Origin of the sequence: Pandoraea sp. XJJ-1, from assembly GCF_026802345.1 — a bacterium.
GTDB classification, from domain to species: Bacteria; Pseudomonadota; Gammaproteobacteria; order Burkholderiales; family Burkholderiaceae; genus Pandoraea; species Pandoraea cepalis.
The window spans coordinates 1-23,209 of sequence record NZ_CP113828.1 but is presented as its reverse complement, the minus strand read 5'-3'; the positions used below and the strand labels follow the sequence as shown (position 1 = coordinate 23,209).

Genomic DNA, 23,209 nt, shown 5'->3' with positions numbered 1-23,209 from the left:
CGCACAGCCGGGCGGAGTGAACACAACAACACCACCACGAGGTTGCGATGGCGCATCTGTCCTACTCTCCTCCGAGGAATTTCCACGCCCTTTACCGACAACGTGTATTCCAGTCCCATCAGGCCGTGCGCATGCATGACGCGGCAGCGCGAGAGTTGGCCGACCATAGCCTGACATGGCGTTCGGGCAACGTCGATGCGGCTTTGTACAAGGCACGCGCGCGGCGCCTAACCCTGTTCTCCTTTCGCTATGGTGCAGAGGTCGAAATTGCACCAAGACCGAGCGAGGAGTTCATCGTGGTGCATCATTCGATCAGAGGCGCCGCAGAATTGACCGTTGACGGCCAGTATATGGTATTGCCACAAGGGCGCACCGGCTGGATGGCGCCACGGCGAAATTGGCGCATGCGCTGGGAGGCAGGATGTGAGCAACTTATCCTGAAAATCCCGCGCGACATGATCGAGTCAGATGACGTCGCACCGATCGCACCGCTTGCGACTTTGCCAGCAGGGCTGGATGCGCAGTGGCTGCTGCTAGTCCAGGTGTTGCTGGGTGCGTCGTCCGCACCGACCTGCGCGGGAGAGTCCGCCGCGTGGGTGGAGCATATCGAGCAGGGCTTGGCTTCGCTGCTGCGCGCGGCCAGTTCCTGTAGTTTGCCGCGCGAGTCGAGCGATCGGAACTTCGTTGCGCGCGACCCCATCGCCCGGCTTCAGGCCATGGAAGACTATATGCGTGAGCGCCTTGGGGCGCCTATCGGACTGGCAGACCTATCAGGTGCGGCCGGCGTCAGCGCCCGGGTCCTCCAGCAGACTTGTCAACGTCACCGGCAGATGAGCCCCATGGAGTTGCTACGAGACATGCGCCTGGATGCTGTCCATGCGTGGCTATCCGAGCACCCGAGTGCCAACATCACCGAGACAGCCCTGTTCTACGGATTCGGCCACCTCGGCCGATTCGCCGCCTACTACCGGCAACGCTTCGGAGAGTCACCGCACCAGACGGCGCAGCGTCGGTGTTGCGCTCTCTCCTGACTGCGATATCGCAGCGTCAGTGCATGCCGAACGCTACGGCGTAGCGACGGCCGGTATGTCTCTCGCGAGCACGACTGGTTTGCGCGCTGCAGGATCTGCAGGATGGGCTGCCGCTGTTGCGGGGCCGAACCGTTCGAGGCCTTGGCACCGTCCTTCCAGACCGGCTCAAATCCTTGCTGACCCGCGTGACGGCAACTGGAGTCAATGTTGCCTGACGGATGGGCTGTGGCGTCTTGCCTGGTGTTAGCGAACCGGATTCCCCCATCCATCGCTTCATCGCTTATCTCGGTGCCGCAGACGTGGTGATCCTGATCCTGCCCTTGGTCTATGCCCCATGCTTACGCAGGCGGCGGAGGCAGCCAACACAGCACCTTAGCAGTACCAGCCTGAGAGCGTGTGTGGACGCCCCGGAGTGCCAAGCCCTCAGTTCGTTAAGGCAATGGATCGCGTTGCGGAGCGTCCTCGGCCATGAAGGCAAGCAAGGTACGGCGCAGCAAAGCTCCACTCTTCATCGCTGACATCCGTCTGATACGGCCTTCTTGGCGCCGCTCCAAGGTACGGAATCGCCCAGCCGATCAATTCAACAATTAAGAAAGTACGCGCACGCGCTAAGGCCGGCCGCATGGCATGTCGCCTGGGGTCTTTCTATTTTCACCAGTTTCGGACTCTGGGGATATCCCTTGGATTTTCGCAATCCGGATTCTGATTCATATACATATTCGCGCAGCGGATAGCTGAGATGAGCAGGCGTTCCTAGACTCCATTCAACGCAATGTTGAAAAATGTCCGCTGTCAAGTCTTTGATGCGGACGAGTAGCAGTGCGAAAGGGCTTACGGGGCAATAGGTTAGGCCCAATTCTCGTCGTTGCGTGTCCCGGCCGTTTTTTGAGCCAGGTGCCACATAGGCGCTTTGCGGTGGGAAACGCAGGGGCATCGTGGCGGGCTGAGTCGCATCGCCATCCTAGCCTCCAGGCCATCGCACTCCACCTCCAAAATGCGAAAGCGCAGCCCTTGGGCTGCGCTTTCATTCCTGGTCGATGGTGAAGATGCCAATATGGTCAGGACTGCTTCAGCGGCATGGTCTTAGTGTTTGCGCCCTTCCTGAATCCCCGATCGCCGGCCATGAACGCCTCCAGCATGTGCGGGATCAACTTCTCGGCATCGACAACCTCGCCGTACGCCTGCGCGTGCAGCGCGGCGTAGCGGTCGAGGTCGGCCTTCAAGCTGGCCGGACAAGCAAAGGTCAGCTTGACGCTCTCGGTCTTGGGCAGTGGCCCCAGCCGCAGTTTCTTGGTCGTGTTCATCGCATCGCCCCCCTGTTGAAGAACAGCGGCTGGTATGGCCGCAGCACCAAATCACGGTTGACGATGATCCGTACCGGCAGGCCGGGCCGTTCGGTCAGCGTCGGCTGGATGTTCATGTTGCGCCGGGTCATCTCCTGACCGACCTGGTTCACGCTGTCCTGCAAGCTGCCCTGTCCGGCGATGATGACCCGGTTGCCGTCCTGCCGGTTCTGCGGCGCGGCCAGCTCGGCGCCCACGCCCAGCAGCGTGGTCAACGCCGCACCGGCAAAGACGCGATCCCAATGCCAATCGACTCCATCCTCCAGGCCGGCATAGCCGGCCGGATCGGTGCCCGCCAGGTTGTCGAGCGTGAGCGAAGACGTGTCGGGCAGGATGATGCGGTTCCACACCACTTGCACGCGGCTCTGCCCGTAGCTCACCTGGCTGTTGTATTTGCCCAGGATGCGCGAACCCTGCGGGATCAGCAGGAACTTGCCCGTGGCCGAGTCGTAGACCGGCTCCGTCACCGTGCCGATCACGTCACCCGGCAGGTCGGACTTGATGCCCGTCACCAGCGCGCCAGCGATCACCGTTCCGGCCATCACCTGGTACGGCGAGGCGGGCATTTGCAGATGGCCGGAATTGCGGGTTTCCGTAGAACCGCCTTTCAGGAAAGCCTCTTTCTGGTCTTGCCGGTTTTGCACAGCGGTCGGGTCGGACGCGGACTGTTGAGTTTGGGCCGCCGTCGAGGCCGGCCCGGCGGCGAGCGGGTCGAAGCCCGCCAAGGCGCTGCCCGGCGCAGCCGTGGCGGCTTGGGCTGCGGCAGGCGCTGCGGCCTTGCCCTGCTGGCCCGAGCGGAAGAACACCGTCGAGGCCGCCGCAGCGGCGGCCTCCTTGCGCCGCGCATCCTCCGGGTCGTGGCCCGGCGGCGCATAGGTCGGTGTCACGGGCTGCTGGGACTTCACGATGGCCGGGCCGAGGTCGCCCGGCAGCGGCGGCCCCAGCTCCGGCACCTTCGCCGGCAGCTTGGAGTAGTCCGAAGGCAGGCCGTCCAACCCTTCGGACTTGGACACGCGATCCACGTTGTAAAGCTCGGTCTGTTCGCCCGCGCCGCGCCGATGCGGCTGCAACGACCAGATCGTGGCCCCGAGCACGGCGACCGACAGGCCGCCGGTGAGGATGGCCAGCGTGCGCCGGTTCAGGCGCGTGACCGGACGCGGTTGCGCGCGCAGCGCCATCGCCTCCGGCGCCACCTTGCCGGCCTGCGGCGCGGCATGGTCGGAAATATCGTCCTGGCTCATGGTCAGTTCCTCCGCGTGCCATCCGTGCGCTCGATGCGCACCACGTCGCCCTTGTCCCCGCCCAAGCGCAGTTCGGCCGCGCCGAACAGGCGATCCACGATGTAGTACGGGGAGCGGAAGCGGTAGTTCACCAACTGCCCGTCGCCCTGCGCGCCGATCACGAACAGCGGCGGCAGCTCGCCTTGGGCGATACCCGGCGGGAACTGGATGTAGACCTTCTGGCCGTCATCGAAGGCGCGCAGCGGCTTCCACGGCGGCGTGCTGCCGCTGATCGCGTAGCGGAAGCGGATCTTCTCCAGCGACAGCCCGGTATCGACGGGCGCGGCGCTGCTCGCCGCCTGCGCCTGGCGCTGCAGGGCCAGCATCTTGTCTTTCGGGTACTCCCAGGACACCGACGCCATCCACGTCTTTTCCGTCGAGGTCAGCTCCAGCAGGTAGGTGCGTCGGCTTGTGGTGATGACAAGATTCGTCTTCAGGCCCGAGCGGATGGGCTTGAGCATCACATTGACGCGCAGCGCATCACCACTGCCGCTCGATGTGTCCCCGACAATCCAGCGCACCGTGTCGCCCGCAGCGACCGTCACCAGCTCCTCGCCCGGCTGGAGCGCGATCACGGTCACGCGGCCCACGGCCGCGTAGACCTGATACAGCGCGCCGTCGGTGAAGGGCCACACCTGAATCGCATTGACGTAGCCCTCGCGCGTGGGCGCGATGCGCGCCTCGGCATTGGCGCGGGCTACGCGCACGGTTTCGTCGGCGGGTTCCGCCGCTGGCTTGGCATCCGGTACAGGCTTCATCTGCGCCGGCATCGGCAGCACCTCGGGCACGGTCACGACTTCCACCGGCTTCGGCGCCTCTGGCAGCGGCTGGGCCTGCACGGGCTCATCAAGCGAGATGGCCGGCGGCGGCTTGCCTTGCGTGGCGCAGCCCGCAAGCGCAGCCAAGATCAGCGGCAAGACAGATTTACGGAAATACGGATTCATGGCTTGGCTCCTTCGGAAGAATCGAGTTCACGGCTCCACGACAGCCCGTTGACGTAGATGCCCAACGGGTTCTTGCGCAGGCGCTGCTCGGTGCGCGGGGTCTGCTGCACGATGGAAATCACCGCGTTCCAGCGTTCGGTGCGATCCAGCGCGCCGTTGACGTAGCGGGTTTCCGTCCAGCGCACGTTGAAAGACGTGTCGCTGGCGCGGGTCACGCTGGTGATCTGCACCGTCACCGACTCCTTGCCGATGCGCGCGAACGGATCGTTCACGCGGGCGTAGTCGTTGAGCACCACGGCGCCCTTGTCGGTGGTGTAGTTGTAGGCATCGAGCCAGTTCTGCCGCACCACGATGGGGTCGATGGACAGCGAGCGCACCAGGCCGATGAAGCGGCCCAGGTGGTAGGCCACCTGGGCATCGCTGGGCCGGTACGGCGTAGCGGCTTCGCCCACGGTACGCACCTGCCCAGCCTGATCGACCTCGATCACATAGGGCGTCACGATGGATTGCGCCGAGCGCCAGACTAGGCCGCCGGCCATCAGCAGCGCGAGCGCAAGGCAGCCGAAGGCCATCAAGCGCCAGTTCTTCGCCTGCACGCGGGACGAGCCGATGCGCTCGTCCCACACTTGGGCAGCAAATTGATAAGGGGTAGCAGGCTGCGGGGTATCGGCATAGCGCACCTGCGGGCGTTTGAATCGCATGGGTGTTCTCCTTGAAGATCAGGAATCGGAATCGCGCAGGCTCGGCCCTTGGCCTGAGCCGCCGCCATCACCACCGCGCAGCGTGTGGGCGGCGGTCGTCGCGGCGTGGGTGAGCTGCTGTCGTCGGTGCAGGCGCTTGGCCCAGGCCGGTTGCTCCTGCGGAGCGGCGGGAGGCGCATCGCCGCTGGGGGCGCCACCACCTGCGGATGCGGGCGCGTCGGCGCTGAACGCTGCGGCAGCGCGTTCGCGGATCGAGCGCGCGCCTTGCGCTACCTTCTGCCCGGCTGCCTGCGCGCCGGTCTTGGCGACATTGCCCACGCCAGCGGCTGCGCCTTTGAGGCCACCGCCAGCGGATGCGGAACCGGCCTGAAACGCCGACTTCGCGCTGCTGGCCGCCCCGGTAGCGGCACGCGCACCGCTGCCGGCCAGCTTGGCCGCAGCCGGGGCCATGCGCGCGCCGGCCGCGACGGCGCCACCGACACCCGTGGCCGCTGCGCCCACGGCAACCGCGGCGCCGGCCGCGCCCAGCGCGGCACCGGCCATCGCGCCCGCGCCGAGCTGCGGGCCGCCCGACACCAGCCCGGTCGCAATGCCCGGCCCGAAGATGCCCAACGCCAGCAGGGTCAGCGAGGCCAGCATGACGACGACCGAATGGTCGATGGACGGCTCGGCCGGCTGCACCTGGAACTCGGCGAACAGGCCCGATCCAATGCCCACGATGACGGCCAGCACCAGCACCTTGATGCCCGAGGACACCACGTTGCCCAAGACCTTTTCTGCGAGGAACGCGGTCTTGTTCCAGAGGGCAAACGGCACCAGCACGAAGCCCGCGAGCGTGGTCAGCTTGAACTCGATCAGCGTGATGAAAAGCTGGATCGCCAGCACGAAGAAGCACAGCAGGACGATCAGCCAGGCGAGGAACATCACGACGATGGGTGTGATGTTCACGAACACCTCGGGGAATCCCGCCATCTCGCCGATCTGCTTGAGGATCGGCGCCCCGGCGTCGATGCCGACCTTGGCCAGCCTGCCCGGCTGCAGGAAGTTCTCCATGCTCAAGGTCGAGCCACTGGCCGTCAGGCCCAGGCCCGCGAACGAGCGGAACACGATGCCGGCCAGCCAGTTGAAGTTGCCGATGATGTAGGCGAAGGCGCCGACATACAGCACCTTGCGGATCAGCTTGGCGATCACGTCCTCTCCCTGGCCGGTGGCGTGGCCCATCGCCCAGAACAGGCCGGCGATCGTCATGTCGATGACGATCAGCGTGGCCGTGAGAAACGCCACCTCGCCATGCAGCAGACCAAAGCCCGAGTCGATGTAGCGCGAGAACGTATCGAGGAAGCGGTCGATGATGGTTACGTCATTCATGGCGAGTTCTCCTGCCCAGGCCCGTTGTCATCGGCGGGCTCATCGAAGCTGGGCGGAATCGGCGGCAGGTCGGCGAACGTCTGGTACTCGCCGGGGCCGGCCTTGCCAGAGAGAAAGCGGCGCAGGTCGGCCTGGGCCACCTGCGCGCAAAACGCGCCGTCGCGCCCGCCCGCGCGGCACCGCTCTTTCAGCGCGTGCAGCCGCACTGGATTGGCCGAAAGTGCATCGACCGAAGGCGCCTGCTGCTGGCCGCAACCGACCAGCAAACAGGCGAACAGGACAGGCGCGCGGTTCATGGCATCACCTGTCAGCGGTTGTAGAAGTCAACGGGCTGCGGCGTGTACGGCGTGCCCGAGCCCAGGAACCGCCGGTTCACCTCGCGCCCGCGCTCTACGGCGGCAGCCTGCCGCGCCAGCTCCAGCGAGGCCGCGCGATCCTGGGTGATCTGCAGCCGCTGCGTCTGGATCGACTGCTTGGCCTGCAGGGCCAGCAACTGGTTCATGGCCTGCATCGCCTGCAACGCGCCTTCTGCCGACTGGCTCTTGCCCACGAGGTCGGCCAGCACGCCTTCGTCGTCGCTCAGGTTCTGCGACGCCTGGGCCTGCATCTGCATAGTGGTCTGCAGCCCGTTGAGCGTGTTCTTCCAGCGCTCCTGCGCATCGAGGTACATCTGATTGCCGCTCACCGTGGCGGCGTACTTCTCGGGGTACAGGCGCGCGAACTCGCGGTCGATGTTCGTCACGTCGTAGGCCAGGCCCTTGGCCTGCGCGATGAGGCGCTGGGTGGTCGCCAGGTTCGCGCGCAACTGGCCCACCACGCTGGACGGCAGGCTGGCCAGGTTGCGGGCCTGGTTGATGAGCATCTGCGCTTCGTTCTGGAGCTGGCGGATCTGGTTGTTGATCTGCTCCAGCGTGCGAACGGCGGTGAGCGTGTTCTGCACCAGATTGGTCGGGTCGAGCACGATGTCGCCGACGCCGAACAGCGCGTGCGCGGGCTGCGCGATGCCGAAAGCGAGCACGAAGGTGGCGGTTAACGCGGCGAGCTTGGGGGTATGCAGTTTCATGGTTGGTTCTCCTGCGGATGGGTGGGGACGAGCGGCGTGCCGGGGAAGTCACGCAGCAGCTCGGCCGCCCAATCGAGGCTGCGGTGGCGCAGCCATGCGGCTGCGAACGGGGAAGAAGCGGTGGAAGCCGCGGTGAGCACCGCGTCGATGTCGCGCTGGTCTTGCGGCGTGGAAGCGCCCGCGAAGGCGAGCACCGCCGGCCCCAGGTCAAGGTCAAACAGGCGATTGCCGAGACGGGATTGGTAGTAGTAGTCGCGCTTGGGCTGCGCGGTGGCAACGATCTCGATCTGCCGCGAGTTCAGGCCGAAGCCTTCGTAGATCGTGCGAATCTGCGGCTCGGTCGCCTGCGGGTTCGGCAGGAAGATGCGGCTTGCGCAGCTTTCAATGATGGCCGGCGCGATGCTCGAATCCTTGATGTCGGCCAGCGACTGCGTGGCGAAGATGACGCTGACGTTCTTCTTGCGCAGCGTCTTGAGCCACTGCCGTATGCGCGCGGCAAACACCGGGTCATCCAAGAACAGCCACGCTTCATCGAGGATCAGCAGCGTGGACGCACCGTCAAAGCGTTCATCGAAACGCGCAAAGAGGTAATGCAGCACGGCCATGACGGCGGCCTTGCTGTGCATCAGCTCCTCCATCTCGAAGCACTGCACGTCGGCCATGCCGAGCCGGTCGTGGTCGGCGTCCAGCAGCTTGCCGTGCGCGCCGCCGAGCACATACGGCGCGAGCGCCTGGCGCAGCGCGTTCGATTGCAGCAGCACCGACAGGCCCGTCATCGTGCGCTGCTCCACCGGCGCACCGGCGAGGCTGCCGAGTGCAGACCAGATCGCGGTCTTCTCGTCCGGGCCGACCGCCACACCCTCGTGCCGCAAGCGGCCTTCGATCCATTCGGCCGCCCAGGTGCGGTAGCTCTCGCGGTCGATGCGGGCAAGCGGCTGGAAGGCGATTTCTCCGTCCGTGCCCAGGTCGTAGTGCTCGCCGCCCAGCCCGAGGATGGTGGCGCGCATGGAACGCCCCATGTCGAAGGCGAAGATACGTGAGCCGCGATAGCGGCGGAACTGCATCGCCAGCGTGGCGAGCAAGACCGACTTGCCCATACCGGTCGGGCCGGCGACCAGCGTGTGGCCCACGTCGCCGATGTGCGTCACCAGCCGAAATGGCGTCGCGCCATCGGTGCGGGTGACGATCAGCGGCGGGCCGCCGAGATGGTCGTTCTTCTCTGGCCCGGCCCATACCGCCGACACCGGCATCATGTGCGCCAGGTTCAGCGTCGAAACGATGGGCTGGCGCACATTGGCGTAGGCGTTGCCGGGGAGCGAGGACAGCCACGCATCCACGGCGTTGAGCGTTTCGGGAATGGTGACGAAGCCCCGGCTCTGGATGGCGCGCTCCACCATGCGCAGCTTCTCGTCGGCCGCGGCCGGGTCGGCATCGAGCACCGTCACCGTGGCGGTGAGGTAGCCGAAGGCGACTTGATCGCAGCCCAGCTCCTGCAAGGCGGCATCGGCATCCGTGGCCTTGTTCGCGGCATCCGTGTCCACCAGCGGCGACTCCTGCTGAAAGATCGTTTCGCGTAGCAGTGCGATGACGTTCTTGCGCTTGGCGAACCACTGGCGGCGCAAGCGCCCCAACTCCCGTTCCGCCTCGGATTTGTCGAGGCACAGAAAGCGCGTACTCCAGCGATACGCAAATCCGAGGCGGTTGAGGTCGTCCAGAATCCCCGGCCAGGTCGAGGTCGGGAAGCCCCGCACCGTCGCCACCCGGAGGTGCTGGTCGCCCAGCATGGGCGCCAGGCCGCCGATCAGCGCGGAGTCGGTCAGCAGCGCGTCGATGTGGAATGGCACCTCGGGCACGCCCACGCGATAGCGTCGCGTCGAGATGGCCGCGTGCAGGTAGGTCAGCGTCTGGCTGTCGTCCAGCCAGGCAATCTCCGGCATCACGCCATCAAGCAAGTCAAAGACGCGATCCGATTCCGCGATGAAGGCAGTCAGGCGCTCGCGCCAGTCCACGCCTTCGGTAGGGCGGTTCTCGTACAACATGCCCGCCGCGCGGGCGCGGGATTCCTCGGGAGGTAGGTACACCAGCGTCAGGTGATAACCGCTCTCAAAGTGGTTACCCGATTCCTCGAAGGCCGCGCGCCGTTCCTCGTCCACCAGCCACGACAGCGGTTCGGGAAACTCCGAGTGCGGATAGTCGGCGGCAGCGCGGCGCTCGGCCTCGATAAACAGCGCCCAGCCCGAGCCCATTCGGCGCAGCGCGTTGTTCAGCCGTGCGCTGGTGGCGATCAGCTCGCCTTGCGTGGCGCTGTCGAGGTCAGGCCCGCGAAACCGGGCCGTGCGCTGGAAACTGCCGTCCTTGTTCAAGACGACACCCGGCGCGACCAGCCCGGCCCAGGGCAGCCAGTCGGCGAGCAAGGCCGGGCGCTGACGGTATTCGGCGAGGTTCAGCATGGCGGCATCCCCTCACACGTCCAGCAGCGGGCGGTGCTTGATGTGCCGGGCGAACACGGCCATGAACTGCGGATCGACGCGCGCACCCCAGACCGCCAGCGAATGGCCGACGATCCAAAGCACGACGCCCGGAATCCACAGTTGCAGGCCCAGCCCGACGGCGGCAGCCAGCGTGCCGTTGGCAATCGCCACGGTGCGCGGTGCGCCGCCCAGCAAGATCGGCTCGGTGAGCGAGCGATGCAAAGGCACCTCGAACCCGGCCGCGAAGCTATCCGGGCCGCTCATACGACAGCCCCGCCGGAGAAGCTGAAGAACGACAGGAAGAACGAGGATGCGGCGAAGGCGATGGACAGGCCGAACACGATCTGAATCAGCTTTCGGAAGCCGCCCGACGTGTCGCCGAAGGCCAGCGCGAGGCCCGTGGCGATGATGATGATGACGGCCACGATGCGCGCCACCGGCCCTTGGATCGACTCCAAGATCGACTGCAAGGGGCCTTCCCAGGGCATCGAGGAACCGGCGGCCTGCGCGGTTCCGGCCAGGAACAGCAGCAGCGCGGCCAGCATCAGTCCTTGCCCCGCAGGACGGGCCAGGCTGTGCAGCCGTGACCGCGCAGGAAGGCGCAAAGCCGGATTTGCAGAAAAACGGAAAGCAGGAACGATCATCTGCGTCATGGCAGTTCTCCAGGGTGGTTGAGGGACGGGGAAGAAAGGGCGGACTGCGATGGCAGCTCGGGAAACGGCGCGTCCAGTGCATCCGCCAATCGGTAGCCCACGCCGTCGAAGCCGACGACGCGGGCGATGCTCTCGATGCGGCGCTTGCGCCCGCGTCCGGCGATGTGGATCACCACGTTGACCGCCTCGGCGATCAGCGCACGCGGCGGGTTCACCGCCACTTCGAGAATCAGTTGCTCCATGCGCAGCAGCGCGCCCAGCGCGGAACCCGCGTGGATCGTGGCGATGCCGCCGGGGTGGCCAGTGCCCCACACCTTGATGAGATCCAGCGCCTCGGCCCCGCGCACCTCGCCGACGACGACGCGATCCGGCCGCAGGCGCATGGACGAACGCACCAGCTCGGTCATGGACACCACGCCGGAGCGCGTGCGCAGCGGTACGTGGTCGCGGGCCGCGCATTGCAGCTCCACCGTGTCTTCGAGCACCAGCACGCGGTCGCCGGTGGCGGCGATTTCGGCGAGCAAGGCATTGGCGAGCGTGGTCTTGCCGCTGCTGGTGGCCCCGGCGATCAGGACGTTCTGGCGCTCACGTACAGCGCGCACCAGAAAGCCCGCCTGGGCGGCGGTCATCATTCCGTCCACGACATACCGCTCCAGCGGGATCACGCCGATGGCGCGCTTGCGCAGCGCGAAGGCCGGCCCCGGCGCGGCGGGCGGCAAGATGCCCTCGAAGCGTTCGCCGGTTTCGGGCAGCTCGGCCGATAGCATCGGCTGGCCGCGATGCACCTCCGCGCCAACGTGGGCCGCGACCAAGCGGATGATTCGCTCGCCATCCGCTTCGGGCATCTCTACGCCCATCGGCACGCGGCCCGATGACAACCTATCCACCCAAAGGGTGCGATCCGGGTTGAGCATGATTTCCACCACGTCGGGGTCTTCGAGCGCGGTGGCGATCAGCGGCCCCCATTGCCGTGCGCAGCATCTGGATGCGCCGGTCGAGCGACGTGGCGCTCATGGATTGGGGAATGGCGCTCATGACGCACGCTCCCGCGCCTGGGCTGCCGCCGCCGCTTCCTCCATCCGCATCGGGTCGGGATGCAGTTCCTCCACCACGTCGCGCACGAGGCTGCGCCCGCGCAGCAGGTGGCGGCCAAGCTGCTCGGTGAACTGCTCGAAGCGTGCCTTGCCCTGGGCGCGCGCCGCCTCTTGGTGCGCCTCGGGAATCGGCGTGCTGACGGTCAGGTAGTAGCGAATGAACAGCGCCAGCGTCTCGATCTGGATGTTTTGGTCGCGTTCCATTCGTTCGGCCTGGCGTGACAACCGATCAAGGCGCTTGGCAATTGCTGCCTCGCGCTGGTCGGCGGCATCGGGCGACAGCCACGATGCGAGCGCTGCTGCGACGATGGATGACTTGGACACGCCTTTCTTGGCGGCCAGTTCATCGAGCCGCTGGGCGTGCTCGGGCTGGATAAAGAGGTTCAGGCGGTAGTGGCTCATATCTCGATTCCGTCGCTAGGGTCGAGGGAAGCCAGCCGGGCCGTGCGTTGCATGGCCGGATCAAGCTGGCGAGGAAGGGGAAGCGGCAGGTCGTCGTCGTCATCGAGCAGGCCCAGGTCGGCAGCGGGCGCGGCCAGCTCGGGGTCGTAGGCGACGGCTTCGGAAAGTTCGGGCTGGCGGCGCGGGCCGCCGTCGTCGGCCGAAGCACCGAAGCCTTCGGCTGCATCGGCCGCAGGCGCGGCGGGCACGGCAGGAATCGCCAGGCCGCTCCAGTCGTCGGAACGCAGCGGCGGTACATCGGCATAGCCGGTATCCGCCAGGACGGGGGGCGGCAGTACACGCCGCTTGAAATTGGTGTCCGCGTAGTAGCGCAGCTTCTTGGCCTTGACCGGCGCGACGCTGGACACCATCACCACTGCCTCGTCGGGCGGAAGCTGCATGACTTCGCCCGGCGTGAGCAGCGGGCGCGCGGTTTCCTGCCGAGACACCATCAGGTGCCCCAGCCACGGTGCGAGCCGGTGGCCCGCGTAGTTGCGCTGCGCGCGCAGCTCGGTCGCGGTGCCCAGCGTCTCGGAAATGCGCTTGGCCGTGCGCTCGTCGTTCGTGGCGAACGTCACGCGCACATGGCAGTTGTCGAGGATCGAATGGTTCTGGCCGTAGGCTTTGTCGATCTGGTTGAGCGACTGCGCGATGAGGAAGCTGCGGATGCCGTAGCCCGCCATGAAGGCCAGCGCCGTCTCGAAGAAGTCGAGCCGGCCCAGGGCCGGGAACTCGTCGAGCATCAGCAGCAGCTTGTGGCGGCGTTCGATGCCATCGCTTCCATCCAGCGATTCGGTGAGCCGCCGTCCGATCTGGTTCAGGATCAGGCGGATGAGCGGTTTGGTGCGCGAAATGTCCGAAGGCGGCACCACCAGGTACAGCGATACGGGGTGCTCGGCGGAAATGAGGTCTGCTATGCGCCAGTCGCAGCGCGAGGTGACTTCGGCCACCGTGGGATCGCGGTACAGGCCGAGGAACGACATGGCGGTGCTCAACACGCCGGAACGCTCGTTGTCCGACTTGTTGAGCACTTCGCGCGCCGCGGATGCCACCACCGGATGCGGGCCATCGCCCAGGTGGGGCGTGGTCATCATCCGGTGCAGGGTCAGCTCGAACGGGCAGGCAGGGTCGGAGAGGAAGTTGGCGACGCCGCGCAGCGTCTTGTCCTCGCCCGCATAGAGCACATGCAGGATGGCGCCGACCAGCAGCGCGTGCGAAGTCTTCTCCCAGTGGTTGCGTCGCTCCAGCGCGCCTTCGGGATCGACCAGGATGTCCGCGATGTTCTGTACGTCGCGCACTTCATGCGCTCCGCGCCGCACCTCCAGCAGCGGGTTGTAGGCCGCCGACTTCGCATCCGTCGGGTTGAACAGCAGGCAATGCGAGAAGCGCGAGCGCCAGCCTGCGGTGATTTGCCAGTTCTCGCCCTTGATGTCATGGATGACCGCTGACGCAGGCCATGAAAGAAGCGTCGGTACTACGAGGCCAACGCCCTTGCCCGAGCGCGTGGGCGCGAAGGTCAAAACGTGTTCCGGGCCTTCGTGGCGCAGGTACTGGCGGTCGTGCTGGCCGAGGAACACGCCGGCCGGCTGCGTGAGGCCCGCTTTGCGAATGTCCTCCGCGTTGGCCCAGCGTGCCGAGCCGTAGGTGGTGACGAGGCGTGATTGGCGCGAACGCCAGATCGACATGCCGATGGCGACCAGCACGGCGACAAGGCCGCTGCCGCCAGCAATCGCACCGCCGATGTCGAAAACACGGGGCGCGTAGGCGTCAAAGAAGAACCACCACTCGAACAACCGCCACGGGTGGTAGACCGGCGTACCCAGGAAATCAAACCAGGGCGAGCCAAGGCGTACTTGATAACAAAGGGCCGCTGCCGTCCATTGTGTGGCTGCCCACACGCCGGCGATCACGATGCCGAATACGACGGCGGTCTGACCGAACAACACGTTCGTCCCTCGCATGACCTAGCCTCCGATTTCTCCTGCGCTCATTCCTCATGGAAAAAGCGGCACAAGGACGTGCCGCAGGCATCAGGATCGGCGCTGCGTCAGTGCCGGTCAAAGACCGTTTAGGGCTTAAAGGTCGAGCAAAAAGAATGAATGAGCGCGGTGGCGAGACAAAGAAGAACGCCGCAAGCGCGGGTGCGTTGCGGCGTGTTGGGCAGAGGAATTAAAGCGGTGAGGCGATTCGCAAATAATCAGAGGTTGGGTGACTCTTTCGGTATGGTGTATTGCGTTTGTACATCGCCATAGAACCGCTTGCGTGTGGCTTCGGCGGCCCGGTTGCATAACACCTCACCCAGCTTGGAGCGTTCAGTCTTGCATTGATGTCGCAGCTTATTGAGTCGTTCCGGGTTGGCTGCCAGCTCTACCACCATCGGAATTTTTGCCTCCGGGTCAGCGACTTTTTTCTGAGCTGCCTCAGATTGGTCACATGCGGTCAATGCGGCCACCAGCACGGGCAGGATGAGTTTTCATGGCATCAGTTCCTCCGGGGGGCCTGGGTTGTGGCCCCGCATGGGCCTGGGTGAATCGGGCGATTCAATGGCCTGAACACGTTCAATAAAGCGCATCATCACATCAGATAGATCGCCCCCAAGGTGCAGCAGGTAGGTCGTCAGCGGCGGTACACGTGATGCCAGCGGCCGGGACACAACGCCGGCTTCGTTGCTGGCTGCAATGTGTGCTGCACCAGTGAGTCCGAGCGCGAAACCCGCCGACACCAGCGCCATCATCAGGTCACAGGACGCAACCCGCTCCGCGACCAACGGCTCCACGTCGGAACGACGCAACACTCGCTCGACATGCCTGGCATGACCTTCGCAAACTTGCGGATCGCACAAGACCAGCGGGTAGCGCAGTAGCTCGTCCAGAGGAATGCGCTTGTGAGCCAGCAGCGGATGCCGTGCTGGAACCGCAACCATGAGCGCATCGCTCCAGGCGGGTATGGTGACGATGCCATCACCTACGTCTTCGAACTGCGCAAATCCCACGTCGTACAGATCGTCATGCAAACCTTTAATCTGCTGCGACAGCGGCACCTCGAAGAAGCGGATCTGGACCTCGGGTTCTTCCTGTCGGCAGAGGGCTAGTAAAGCGGGAAGGCGCGACGGCGTAATGCCGTCGGATAAAGCCACGCGCAGTTGACCATGAAATCCATTGGCCGCAGCGTTCACGCTCTCACGCGCTTGTTCTAGGGCCGCAAAAACTCGGCGCACGTGCTCCAAAAACAGCTTGCCTGCACGGGTCAGTTGTGTGCTACGCGTGGTACGCGCAAATAGCACCACGCCCAGTTCTTCTTCAAGCTCTTTGATGGCTCGCGACAACGGCGACTGCTCCATATGAAGCCGCTCGGCCGCGCGTGCAAAATGAAGTTCTTCAGCAACAGCCAAAAAGTATCGCAGGTGTCGCAGTTCCATGCATAAAGCTCCCATTTGGAGGGTACAAGGAATGCGGCAGCAGAGGTACGCCACCTGTTCATGCACCCTGTCACGAACTCTTATCGGAGCACTGCCACCAGCCACTCCGTCCGTCCTCCATCTGGCCCCAGCTTTCGATTTCTTCTGCTTTGCACTCAAATTGCCAACGATCGAAGCGCGCATGGACACACGAGATTGCGACTGCGGGGCATGTGCACTCTTGATACGCCGAGCTATGAGCACGTCATACGCAGGCATTCACGTGCCGACGGCGGCAGCGAGCTTGCGCAAGTCGGTGGCAGGGTTGGCGAGTGCGGCGCGGTCGGGCTGCGCACCGGCCGCAAGCAGCCGCCGAAGCGGCGCGAAGTCGCGCGCGTTGTTCACGCAGGTGGCGCCCACGATGCAGCCCTTTTGCAGCTCGATCAGCGTGAACTTGGGCGACTCGATGGAGAACTCGCCGCGCACGATTTCCTCGTCGCCACTTGCAAGCCCCGCCACCTGGATGCGCAGTGCACCCTGGTCGGACCAATACCATGGCAACTCTGCATATCCAGGCGCGGCTGGATCAACCAAGTGGCGCGCGACCGCGATCCCCTGATTCTGCGCGTTCGACCAGGTTTCGATGCGCTCGAAGCGCCCACTCAAAGGGTTGCGCTGGCGCGTCACGTCGCCAATCGCGTAGACATCGGGGCAGGTGGTGCGCCCGAAGGCATCGACGAAGATGCCGTCGTCGCAGGCCAGACGGGCCGCGCGCGCGAGCGCGTCGTTGGTCACCACGCCTATACCCACGACCACCATGTCGGCCGCGATGCGCGCGCCGTCGTCGAGTAGCACGGTGCCCTCGGTAAAGCCAGTGACGCTGCGGCCGAAGCGCAAGTCCACCCCCTGCGCTGCGTGGTAGCGCGCCACGAAGTCCGAGAGCGTGGAAGAGGCCGCGCGGCCCATGAGGCGCGGCTGGGTTTCGACCAGCGTCACGTGAACACCCGCTGCGCGCGCCGTGGCCGCAAGTTCGAGCCCGATCACGCCGCCGCCAACGATCAAGAGCCGAGCCTGCGGGCGCAAGCCGACCTGGATGCGCCGCGCGTCTTCGAGTGTGCGCAGCGTGTGCACGGGCATGGGCGCGCTCTGCAAGGCCGGCAGCGTGCGCGGGGTTGCGCCCGTGGCGAGCACCAGCGTGCCGTAGGGCAGCGTGCGCCCGTCCGACAGCGTCACCGTGTGTGCCTGCGGGTCGAACGACTGCGCCGCCACGCCCAACAGCCATTCGACCTCGGGCGCGCGCTTGCAGTCGAGGCGGATTTTCTCGGCGTCGCCATGGCCCATGAAGTCTTTAGACAAGGGCGGACGATCGTAGGGCGGCTCGGCCTCGTCGCCGACCACGGTGAGCGGCCCCTGGTAGCCGGCCTGGCGCAGTTCACTAGCAAAAGAGACGGCGGCCAAACCGGCACCGAGGACGACGACAGGGGCTTTCATTGCTTCTTGGGGCATCGTGCAGTGGCTCGATAAATCATTGGAAAAAGGGGCGGCCCAATTCAGCAGCAAATTGCCCGGCCGCATCACTTTGCATGCGTGTCACTGTACGCCGAACGATTACCGTACGTTATCGAGCCGCTTGCATTGAAGTTCAGCAAAAATCGCTGTCCGGGCCAGAATCAGAATTGCTTGCGCACAGCCAGGAAGCTCACCAGCGGGTCCAGACGCACGTTGGCCGTGACCGGTACGCCGCCCATGGTACCACTGGCCGTGGTCTTGAGGTAGACCTTCTGCAGCGTGAAGGAGATGCTGTAGCCGTCAGCCAAAGGCCAGTCGGCACCGACGATGAAGGCGCCGCCAAAGTTGTTGTCCACCTTGAGGTTTTGCAGTGCGCCCTCGCTGGTGCTGAATACCTTGAGGTAGCTCATGCCGCCGCCGAAGAATGGGCGGATAGGGCCCCACATGCCCGGCGAGTAGCTGAGTGTCAGAATTGCCGGCCCAGCTTTTACGCCACCGAGACGCCCCAAAGTCCCGAGGTTGCCAGTGCCGGACAGGTCTGTCTTGACGGGCGTGCCGATGTCCAGCCTAGCCGTCCAGTTGGGGTTAAGGGAATAAGCGATTTCCAGGCCCAGTACGGTGTCGTCGCTGGCGTTTACGCCAGCCCCCGGGACGGGCCCGCCGGCATACAGGTCGGCCTTGGTGTTGAAGTTCATGTGCACCGCGCCCAGCGCCAGTGACCAGGGCGAAGTTGGTGCGCTCGGTGCTGTTTGTGCGTGGGCGTTGCTGACCACTGCGGCGCAGACCAACGAAAGCAGGGTGCGGAAAAAGCGTTTCATGGGTTGTCTCCTTATGTTCTGTTAAATGGACTATCTGACTTTTCTAGAGCAAAGCAGCGGCCCATTTCCCTTGCGGGAAAGCGGCCAACAGATTTGCTCCGTGCGGAAAAAAGGAAATGGGGGCTCAGCCGTTGGCTAGGAAGTCCAGCGTCAGCCGATTGAAGGCGTCCGCGTGCTCCCATTGCGCCCAGTGACCACAGCGCGGGAAGACGTGCAACTGCGCATCCGGCATGTTCGCGACCAGCTTGAGGCCGTGGTCCAGCGGCACGAAGCGGTCATCGCGCCCCCAGGTGACCAGGGTCTTGGCCTTGATCTCGCCCAGGCGCGGCGACACGTCCCAGGCCGAAAGCGGCACTTTTTGCGCGCTCAGGATGAAGTTCTTCAGGTGCTCGGGGTTGCGCTGGATGTTGGCCCAGCGCCCTTGCAGCAGTTCGTCGGTGATCAGGCTCTGGTCGAACATGAACACGTTGAGCATCTGCTTGAGCGTTTCGAGCGAGGGCTCGGCGTAGAGCTTGAACAGCAGCTTGATGCCCTCCATAGGCATGGGGTTGAACAGGCTGGCGCCCAGGCCGCCCGGCCCCATGAGGATCACTTTGCCGGTGCGCTCGGGGTATTCGAGCGCAAAGTTCAGTGCGCCCGCGCCGCCCATGGAGTTGCCCACGAGGTGCGCTTTATCAATACCCAGCGCGTCCATCATGCCCTTGACCGCGCGCGCGTTGACCAGGCCGCGCTGCTCGTCCATCACGACAGCATCGGACTTGTTGAAGCCCGGCGCGTCCGGCAGGATCACGCGGTAGCCGGCCGCGACGAAGGGGCCGATGTTGCGGTAGTAGTTGCTCCACCCCCCCGCTCCCGGTCCGCCTCCGTGCAGCATGATTACCGCTTCGCCCTGGCCTGCATCGTTGAGGTGAATGCGGAAGTTGGAGAGGCCTTTTTCGTTGATGGTGACGAATTTGCTCGTCGTGCTTTCGCTCAGTTCTGTCATGGGTATTTCCTAAAAAATTGAATGACGCGGTTCAGCGCTGGCCGCGTACCGACTTGTGACCCCACATGGCGGTGCGGTTGTGGCGCACCACCGTCCAGGAGGAATCCACCGTGCGCGGTCCCCAGCCGAACTCGACTTCGATCATGGGCGACGGCGTGTCGGCATAGAAGGAGATCGTATGGTCGTTGGTGTGGCGCCCGAGCAGGGAAGTGATGCGCCCGGCCGCGTCCAGCCGATCGAAGGCATAGCCCACGTCGTCTATGGTGTTGGCTTGCAGCATGAAATGGTGGATGCGCTTGGGGATTGGGAAGGCAGCCAGGGCGATCGTGTGGTGGCGCCCATTGCAGTGCAGGAAGTGCGCGGGCACGCTCATTTCCGGCCCCATCTGGATGTCGATGATGTCGGACAGCACAAAGCCCAGCACTTCGGTGTAGAACGCCATCGCCTTGGCGGTGTCGGGGACGCAGCGCACGAAATGCCCGATACCCTGGTCGCCTGTGACGAAGCCCGACACGGGAGCGCTGGGCAGGAAGGGCTGGTCGAAGGTTTCTGCCGGGCCGTAGTAAATCTCGAGCGGCAGGCCGAAGGGGTCTTGCAGGCACAACAGGCCCATGACTTTGCGCTGCTGCATGAGCGCTTCGTCACCGCGGGTGAAGGCTACCCCTGCCTGGCGCAGCTTGTCGGCCATGCGCTCGAGCGCAGCGGCGTCATCCACTTCCAAGCCTGCGTAGGCTAGGTCGTCGAGTTCGCCCGGCTGCACGGCGATGCGCCAGGCACGCTGATCGGCACGGTACAGCGCAGCGTCGCCGGCAGCACCCGCCGCCATCAAACCCACGTTTTGCGTCAAAAAGTAGTCCCAGGCGGGTACGTCCTTGACGGCGAAGCCGAGGTAACCCAAACGTTCGATGTCATGTCTTCTCCTTGGTTATGAAAGCTGCAGTTTCTGCGGCAGGTCTTTGCCCCCGGCAGCCTCGAAAAAGCCGCGCACGCCCATGCCACCGTCATGGTTCAGCAGAGCGCCCGTGGTGGGGAAGGTGTCGCCGCGCGTGGCAAAGAACACATAGGCCCCGGTGTATTCCGCGGCCACGGGCATGCGGCCCACCGGCAGCACCGAGGCCAGCATGTCGCCCAGCGGCACGCTGGAGATGGCCTGGTTGGCCATGCCCAGCGAGGCCGGGCCACGCAGGTCGGTGCTCATGCCGCCGGGCGCCACACCGTTGACGCGCACGTGCGGGGCCAGTTCGAAAGCGAGTTCGCGCACCATGCCCACGACGGCATGTTTGGTGGCTGTGTAGAGCGGGCCGCCGCCATTGGGGTAGAAGCCGGCGTTCGAGATCGTGAAGACCACGCTGCCGCGGCTTTGCACCAGCGCGGGCAGGCAGGCCTTGACGGCCAGCAGATAGCCTTTGACGTTGATGTGGAACACCTCGTCGAAGGCGGCATCGATCTTGTCGTCGGGGATGTCGACCAGTGGCATCGAATAGTCCCAGATGCCCGCGTTGGGGATCAGGCAGTCGATCTTGCCGAAGGCAGCAACGCATTCGCGCGCGGCCTTCTGGTGGTCGGCCAGCACGCGCACATCGCCTTCGATGCCAAGCACCTTGGCGCCGTGCGCGGCCTTCAACTCCTGGAGCCTGGCGGCCGACTTGTCGAGCACGGCCACGCGCGCGCCTTCGGCGACGAAGCGGTCCACGATGGCGCGGCCCAGGCCCGAGCCGCCGCCGGTGACCAGGGCTACTTCATTGGTGAGTTGCATGTTGTTCTCGCTTTTGGTTCAGGTATGCAGCGCGGCTGCGGAAAAATCGACCAGCACGTCCCGCCCTTCGATGCGGATCGGATAGACCTTCAAAGGCTCGCAGGGCGGGGGCGATTTGACCTTGCCTGTACGCACACAAAACTTTCCCATGTGCAGGGAGCACTCCACGACATCGCCGTCGAGGTAACCACCTTCGGCCAGCGACCACTCTCCGTGGGTGCACTGATCCTGCGTGGCAAAAAACTCACCCTCGACATTGAAAATCGCCACCTTTTGCGCGTCATGACTGACTTGCAAGGCTTCTCCGGGCGGAACATCGTCCACGCTGCAGGCTTTGGTAAACGCCATCGTGCTGGTTCCTCCGCTCAGAAAAACACGCTGAGGTTGTTCGCCAGAATCGTGCTCTGGTCGATCAGGATGGTGCGGCGCGCAATCTTGAAGCCCAGGCCGTTGTTGGCGCGGCGCAGCACGTCGCGGCGTTCGCCCGCAAAAATGTCCATTTGCCGCTCATTGCGATTGCGGTAGAGCAGAAAGGCGGAGGCCACTTCGAGCGTGCCGGGCGTGTCGGTTTCGCGCACGATCACGTTCGAGACGATATGCCGGGTACGCGACAGCGGCTCTTCGGCCCAGTTCAGGTCGGAGGTACGCTGGCGAATGCGACCGCGCATCATGTCGTAGTCTTCGTCGAAGTGCGCATGTGAGCCGGCAGGAACGTATTCCTTGTGGCTGTCGCGCTTATGAAGCGTGGTGCGGATGGGCATCCAGTAGTGAATGTCCTGTTCGAGCAACTCGAACCAGGCCGCGAAGTTGTGGTGGTCTAGCAACTGGGCTTCGCGGTAATAAAACTGCTCAACCTCATGTTGCAGTTGTGGACTTACGGGCTGGGCGGGCCAGGCAAATTCTTTGATCAGTTCGGCCGTACTCTGGGCCATGGCGACAACGGTCATGTGGTATCTCCTTGAAGGATTTTTCGTGGACTCAGGGCTTGAGCGTGTCCCAGCTTGGCTCGGACATCATGCGCGCCCAGTGGTGGTACAGGCCTCGAGCTGCTTCTTCGGCGTAGACGTAAGCTGTCTTGCCTGGGAAATCCGGGTTGCTCTTGTTGGGCACGTTGATGCCCATATGCGCACAAAGGGGAGCGCTCTTGGCCTTGTGGCCACGGAGCCCACGCTGGATTTCGACCCAGTTCTCACCATCGTCCTGCTCAAAGGTACCGCCAGCACTGAAAGTGCGGATGTTCTGGCGGCGAAACTCTTCCTTGATGTCCTCGGGCGCGTCGGCATCGACGACCACGAAGGCCCACACTTCCACTTCATTGGGGCCGCGCGGGTGCCAGCTACGGATGGTGTTGATGCCTGGCAGGAATGAACAGGTCGGGAACACTGTCATGTGCTGGAGGTACATGGTTTGCGTCGGCATTTGGTTCAGGCGCTTGGCGGCCTTTTCTGCGGCCGGGCCTTGAGTCCAGTACTGCGCGATTTTGGGGCCCGCTATGGCCATCAGGATGGCGGGGTCGTTGATGAACCAACCCGTGCCATGCCCACCCCAGGCGGCACGGAACTGATTGCCATTTTTGGACATTTGCACTTGCGTCAGGTCCATCTCGGGCGGCAGGCTGGCTAAGACGCCCGACAGGTGAGACATCGTGCCGGCGTGGTACATGTCGCTGCAGAATTGCTCGGCAGCAAACTTCCAGTTGCAGGGGATGACCCACTTTTGCATGCCGCCGACGATAGTCGTGCCGGCTTCGGTGCGGTCGAGCATCACGTCCATGTAGGGCATGGCGTCGCTCAGGTAGGTTTTGAGGTCAGGGGCCTCGGCGTCCCAGTTCGCGAAGATCAGGCCCTTGTAGGTTTCCACGCGCGCCTGCAGCGGACCCCAGTCGGCTTTGTCGAAGCCGCAATCGCCTTCCTTCTGGTCACAGAAAGCCTCTTTTTCGTAGGGCACGTTGACCAGGTTGCCGGCAATGTCATACGCCCAGCCGTGGTAAGTGCAGGTGAAGGCCTTTGCATTACCCGCATCGGAGCGGCAAATGCGCATGCCACGGTGGCGGCACTGGTTCAGGAAGACTTTGATGCTTCCGTTCTTTTGCCGCACCATGATCACAGGGTCTTCGCCCATGTAGGTGGTCAGGTAGTCCCCGGTCTTGGGGATGTGGGCTTCATGCCCGAGCAGCAGCCAGGAGCGCGCAAAGACGCGCTCGAGCTCGATCTCGTAGAGATCCTGGTCTGCGTAGATGCGCGGGTCGATCAAGCCCTTGTCTTGATCGACCAGTGCGCGGATGGCTTCGTCCGTCCAGCGACGCTTGAACGTCAGCGGCAGGGCTTGCACTTCGCGTTCCGAATGTATTCCCAT

At 64.5% G+C, this 23,209-nt stretch carries 23 protein-coding genes and 1 pseudogene; 1 reads left to right on the top strand and 23 read right to left on the bottom strand.

What is annotated here, in order from left to right:
- The first annotated feature begins 47 nt into the window (after nucleotides 1–47).
- The gene (locus OYT13_RS24975; RefSeq protein ID WP_063599756.1) at nucleotides 48–1,031 is read left to right on the top strand and encodes an AraC family transcriptional regulator; all 984 of its coding nucleotides are present in this window, start codon (nucleotides 48–50) and stop codon (nucleotides 1,029–1,031) included.
- Nucleotides 1,032–2,089: 1,058 nt separating this feature from the next.
- On the opposite strand, the gene OYT13_RS24970 is transcribed toward OYT13_RS24975, so the two are convergent.
- From OYT13_RS24970 to OYT13_RS24860, 23 genes and pseudogenes are all read right to left on the bottom strand, one after another.
- Entirely contained in the window at nucleotides 2,090–2,335 is a 246-nt protein-coding gene (locus OYT13_RS24970) for a DUF2274 domain-containing protein (RefSeq protein WP_046196295.1), read from the bottom strand.
- The gene (locus tag OYT13_RS24965) at nucleotides 2,332–3,615 is read right to left on the bottom strand and encodes a TrbI/VirB10 family protein (protein WP_046196296.1); all 1,284 of its coding nucleotides are present in this window, start codon (nucleotides 3,613–3,615) and stop codon (nucleotides 2,332–2,334) included. Before OYT13_RS24965 ends, OYT13_RS24970 begins: the two co-directional genes overlap by 4 nt.
- Nucleotides 3,616–3,617: 2 nt before the next feature.
- On the bottom strand, nucleotides 3,618–4,598 hold the full coding sequence (gene trbG, locus OYT13_RS24960) for a P-type conjugative transfer protein TrbG (protein WP_046196297.1): 981 nt from the start codon (nucleotides 4,596–4,598) through the stop codon (nucleotides 3,618–3,620).
- Nucleotides 4,595–5,299 (bottom strand): conjugal transfer protein TrbF, encoded by a 705-nt coding sequence (gene trbF, locus OYT13_RS24955; protein ID WP_046196298.1) that lies wholly within the window; start codon nucleotides 5,297–5,299, stop codon nucleotides 4,595–4,597. Before trbF ends, trbG begins: the two co-directional genes overlap by 4 nt.
- A gap of 18 nt (nucleotides 5,300–5,317) precedes the next feature.
- Nucleotides 5,318–6,667, bottom strand: coding sequence for a P-type conjugative transfer protein TrbL (gene trbL / locus OYT13_RS24950; RefSeq protein ID WP_046196299.1), 1,350 nt, complete (start codon nucleotides 6,665–6,667; stop codon nucleotides 5,318–5,320).
- Nucleotides 6,664–6,963, bottom strand: a complete 300-nt coding sequence (locus tag OYT13_RS24945) for a hypothetical protein (protein ID WP_046196300.1) — start codon at nucleotides 6,961–6,963, stop codon at nucleotides 6,664–6,666. The genes trbL and OYT13_RS24945 overlap by 4 nt, the downstream gene beginning before the upstream one ends.
- An 11-nt stretch (nucleotides 6,964–6,974) precedes the next feature.
- Nucleotides 6,975–7,730 carry a P-type conjugative transfer protein TrbJ gene (gene trbJ / locus OYT13_RS24940; protein ID WP_046196301.1) on the bottom strand — a complete coding sequence of 252 codons (756 nt, stop codon included), beginning with the start codon at nucleotides 7,728–7,730 and terminating at the stop codon, nucleotides 6,975–6,977.
- Nucleotides 7,727–10,180, bottom strand: coding sequence for a conjugal transfer protein TrbE (trbE, locus tag OYT13_RS24935; protein WP_046196302.1), 2,454 nt, complete (start codon nucleotides 10,178–10,180; stop codon nucleotides 7,727–7,729). The genes trbJ and trbE overlap by 4 nt, the downstream gene beginning before the upstream one ends.
- 12 nt (nucleotides 10,181–10,192) lie before the next feature.
- Nucleotides 10,193–10,465 (bottom strand): VirB3 family type IV secretion system protein, encoded by a 273-nt coding sequence (locus tag OYT13_RS24930; RefSeq protein ID WP_008786754.1) that lies wholly within the window; start codon nucleotides 10,463–10,465, stop codon nucleotides 10,193–10,195.
- The gene (locus tag OYT13_RS24925) at nucleotides 10,462–10,854 is read right to left on the bottom strand and encodes a TrbC/VirB2 family protein (protein ID WP_046196303.1); all 393 of its coding nucleotides are present in this window, start codon (nucleotides 10,852–10,854) and stop codon (nucleotides 10,462–10,464) included. Before OYT13_RS24925 ends, OYT13_RS24930 begins: the two co-directional genes overlap by 4 nt.
- Nucleotides 10,851–11,889, bottom strand: a pseudogene (gene trbB / locus OYT13_RS24920) (P-type conjugative transfer ATPase TrbB). The gene OYT13_RS24925 and the pseudogene trbB overlap by 4 nt, the downstream one beginning before the upstream one ends.
- Entirely contained in the window at nucleotides 11,886–12,350 is a 465-nt protein-coding gene (locus OYT13_RS24915) for a CopG family transcriptional regulator (RefSeq protein ID WP_046196305.1), read from the bottom strand. The pseudogene trbB and the gene OYT13_RS24915 overlap by 4 nt, the downstream one beginning before the upstream one ends.
- On the bottom strand, nucleotides 12,347–14,350 hold the full coding sequence (locus OYT13_RS24910; RefSeq protein ID WP_268567941.1) for a conjugal transfer protein TraG: 2,004 nt from the start codon (nucleotides 14,348–14,350) through the stop codon (nucleotides 12,347–12,349). The genes OYT13_RS24915 and OYT13_RS24910 overlap by 4 nt, the downstream gene beginning before the upstream one ends.
- A gap of 236 nt (nucleotides 14,351–14,586) precedes the next feature.
- The gene (locus tag OYT13_RS24905; protein ID WP_080731479.1) at nucleotides 14,587–14,856 is read right to left on the bottom strand and encodes an entry exclusion lipoprotein TrbK; all 270 of its coding nucleotides are present in this window, start codon (nucleotides 14,854–14,856) and stop codon (nucleotides 14,587–14,589) included.
- A gap of 6 nt (nucleotides 14,857–14,862) precedes the next feature.
- A complete protein-coding gene (locus OYT13_RS24900; RefSeq protein WP_046196307.1) occupies nucleotides 14,863–15,807 on the bottom strand; it encodes a LysR family transcriptional regulator in 945 nt (314 codons plus the stop codon).
- Nucleotides 15,808–16,065: 258 nt separating this feature from the next.
- Entirely contained in the window at nucleotides 16,066–17,277 is a 1,212-nt protein-coding gene (locus tag OYT13_RS24895; RefSeq protein ID WP_046196308.1) for an NAD(P)/FAD-dependent oxidoreductase, read from the bottom strand.
- A 179-nt stretch (nucleotides 17,278–17,456) separates the two neighbouring features.
- A complete protein-coding gene (locus tag OYT13_RS24890) occupies nucleotides 17,457–18,113 on the bottom strand; it encodes an OmpW/AlkL family protein (protein WP_268567939.1) in 657 nt (218 codons plus the stop codon).
- A gap of 124 nt (nucleotides 18,114–18,237) precedes the next feature.
- On the bottom strand, nucleotides 18,238–19,098 hold the full coding sequence (gene bphD / locus OYT13_RS24885) for a 2-hydroxy-6-oxo-6-phenylhexa-2,4-dienoate hydrolase (RefSeq protein WP_188590653.1): 861 nt from the start codon (nucleotides 19,096–19,098) through the stop codon (nucleotides 18,238–18,240).
- 31 nt (nucleotides 19,099–19,129) lie between these two features.
- Nucleotides 19,130–20,005 (bottom strand): biphenyl-2,3-diol 1,2-dioxygenase, encoded by an 876-nt coding sequence (gene bphC / locus OYT13_RS24880; RefSeq protein ID WP_268567943.1) that lies wholly within the window; start codon nucleotides 20,003–20,005, stop codon nucleotides 19,130–19,132.
- Nucleotides 20,006–20,023: 18 nt separating this feature from the next.
- Nucleotides 20,024–20,854, bottom strand: coding sequence for a cis-2,3-dihydrobiphenyl-2,3-diol dehydrogenase (gene bphB / locus OYT13_RS24875; RefSeq protein WP_188590655.1), 831 nt, complete (start codon nucleotides 20,852–20,854; stop codon nucleotides 20,024–20,026).
- An 18-nt stretch (nucleotides 20,855–20,872) separates the two neighbouring features.
- On the bottom strand, nucleotides 20,873–21,202 hold the full coding sequence (locus tag OYT13_RS24870; RefSeq protein ID WP_046196311.1) for a non-heme iron oxygenase ferredoxin subunit: 330 nt from the start codon (nucleotides 21,200–21,202) through the stop codon (nucleotides 20,873–20,875).
- A 17-nt stretch (nucleotides 21,203–21,219) separates the two neighbouring features.
- Nucleotides 21,220–21,786 (bottom strand): aromatic-ring-hydroxylating dioxygenase subunit beta, encoded by a 567-nt coding sequence (locus tag OYT13_RS24865; RefSeq protein WP_046196312.1) that lies wholly within the window; start codon nucleotides 21,784–21,786, stop codon nucleotides 21,220–21,222.
- A gap of 46 nt (nucleotides 21,787–21,832) precedes the next feature.
- Complete coding sequence (locus OYT13_RS24860) at nucleotides 21,833–23,209, bottom strand: SRPBCC family protein (RefSeq protein WP_268567938.1); 1,377 nt, start codon at nucleotides 23,207–23,209, stop codon at nucleotides 21,833–21,835.

What these genes read in the sequence shown, in the direction of transcription:
- OYT13_RS24975 (WP_063599756.1), top strand. Translation starts at nt 48, where the DNA reads ATGGCGCATCTGTCCTACTCTCCTCCGAGGAATTTCCACGCCCTTTAC.
- OYT13_RS24970 (WP_046196295.1), bottom strand. Translation starts at nt 2,335, where the DNA reads ATGAACACGACCAAGAAACTGCGGCTGGGGCCACTGCCCAAGACCGAG.
- OYT13_RS24965 (WP_046196296.1), bottom strand. Translation starts at nt 3,615, where the DNA reads ATGAGCCAGGACGATATTTCCGACCATGCCGCGCCGCAGGCCGGCAAG.
- trbG (WP_046196297.1), bottom strand. Translation starts at nt 4,598, where the DNA reads ATGAATCCGTATTTCCGTAAATCTGTCTTGCCGCTGATCTTGGCTGCG.
- trbF (WP_046196298.1), bottom strand. Translation starts at nt 5,299, where the DNA reads ATGCGATTCAAACGCCCGCAGGTGCGCTATGCCGATACCCCGCAGCCT.
- trbL (WP_046196299.1), bottom strand. Translation starts at nt 6,667, where the DNA reads ATGAATGACGTAACCATCATCGACCGCTTCCTCGATACGTTCTCGCGC.
- OYT13_RS24945 (WP_046196300.1), bottom strand. Translation starts at nt 6,963, where the DNA reads ATGAACCGCGCGCCTGTCCTGTTCGCCTGTTTGCTGGTCGGTTGCGGC.
- trbJ (WP_046196301.1), bottom strand. Translation starts at nt 7,730, where the DNA reads ATGAAACTGCATACCCCCAAGCTCGCCGCGTTAACCGCCACCTTCGTG.
- trbE (WP_046196302.1), bottom strand. Translation starts at nt 10,180, where the DNA reads ATGCTGAACCTCGCCGAATACCGTCAGCGCCCGGCCTTGCTCGCCGAC.
- OYT13_RS24930 (WP_008786754.1), bottom strand. Translation starts at nt 10,465, where the DNA reads ATGAGCGGCCCGGATAGCTTCGCGGCCGGGTTCGAGGTGCCTTTGCAT.
- OYT13_RS24925 (WP_046196303.1), bottom strand. Translation starts at nt 10,854, where the DNA reads ATGACGCAGATGATCGTTCCTGCTTTCCGTTTTTCTGCAAATCCGGCT.
- OYT13_RS24915 (WP_046196305.1), bottom strand. Translation starts at nt 12,350, where the DNA reads ATGAGCCACTACCGCCTGAACCTCTTTATCCAGCCCGAGCACGCCCAG.
- OYT13_RS24910 (WP_268567941.1), bottom strand. Translation starts at nt 14,350, where the DNA reads ATGCGAGGGACGAACGTGTTGTTCGGTCAGACCGCCGTCGTATTCGGC.
- OYT13_RS24900 (WP_046196307.1), bottom strand. Translation starts at nt 15,807, where the DNA reads ATGGAACTGCGACACCTGCGATACTTTTTGGCTGTTGCTGAAGAACTT.
- OYT13_RS24895 (WP_046196308.1), bottom strand. Translation starts at nt 17,277, where the DNA reads ATGAAAGCCCCTGTCGTCGTCCTCGGTGCCGGTTTGGCCGCCGTCTCT.
- OYT13_RS24890 (WP_268567939.1), bottom strand. Translation starts at nt 18,113, where the DNA reads ATGAAACGCTTTTTCCGCACCCTGCTTTCGTTGGTCTGCGCCGCAGTG.
- bphD (WP_188590653.1), bottom strand. Translation starts at nt 19,098, where the DNA reads ATGACAGAACTGAGCGAAAGCACGACGAGCAAATTCGTCACCATCAAC.
- bphB (WP_188590655.1), bottom strand. Translation starts at nt 20,854, where the DNA reads ATGCAACTCACCAATGAAGTAGCCCTGGTCACCGGCGGCGGCTCGGGC.
- OYT13_RS24870 (WP_046196311.1), bottom strand. Translation starts at nt 21,202, where the DNA reads ATGGCGTTTACCAAAGCCTGCAGCGTGGACGATGTTCCGCCCGGAGAA.
- OYT13_RS24865 (WP_046196312.1), bottom strand. Translation starts at nt 21,786, where the DNA reads ATGGCCCAGAGTACGGCCGAACTGATCAAAGAATTTGCCTGGCCCGCC.
- OYT13_RS24860 (WP_268567938.1), bottom strand. Translation starts at nt 23,209, where the DNA reads ATGGGAATACATTCGGAACGCGAAGTGCAAGCCCTGCCGCTGACGTTC.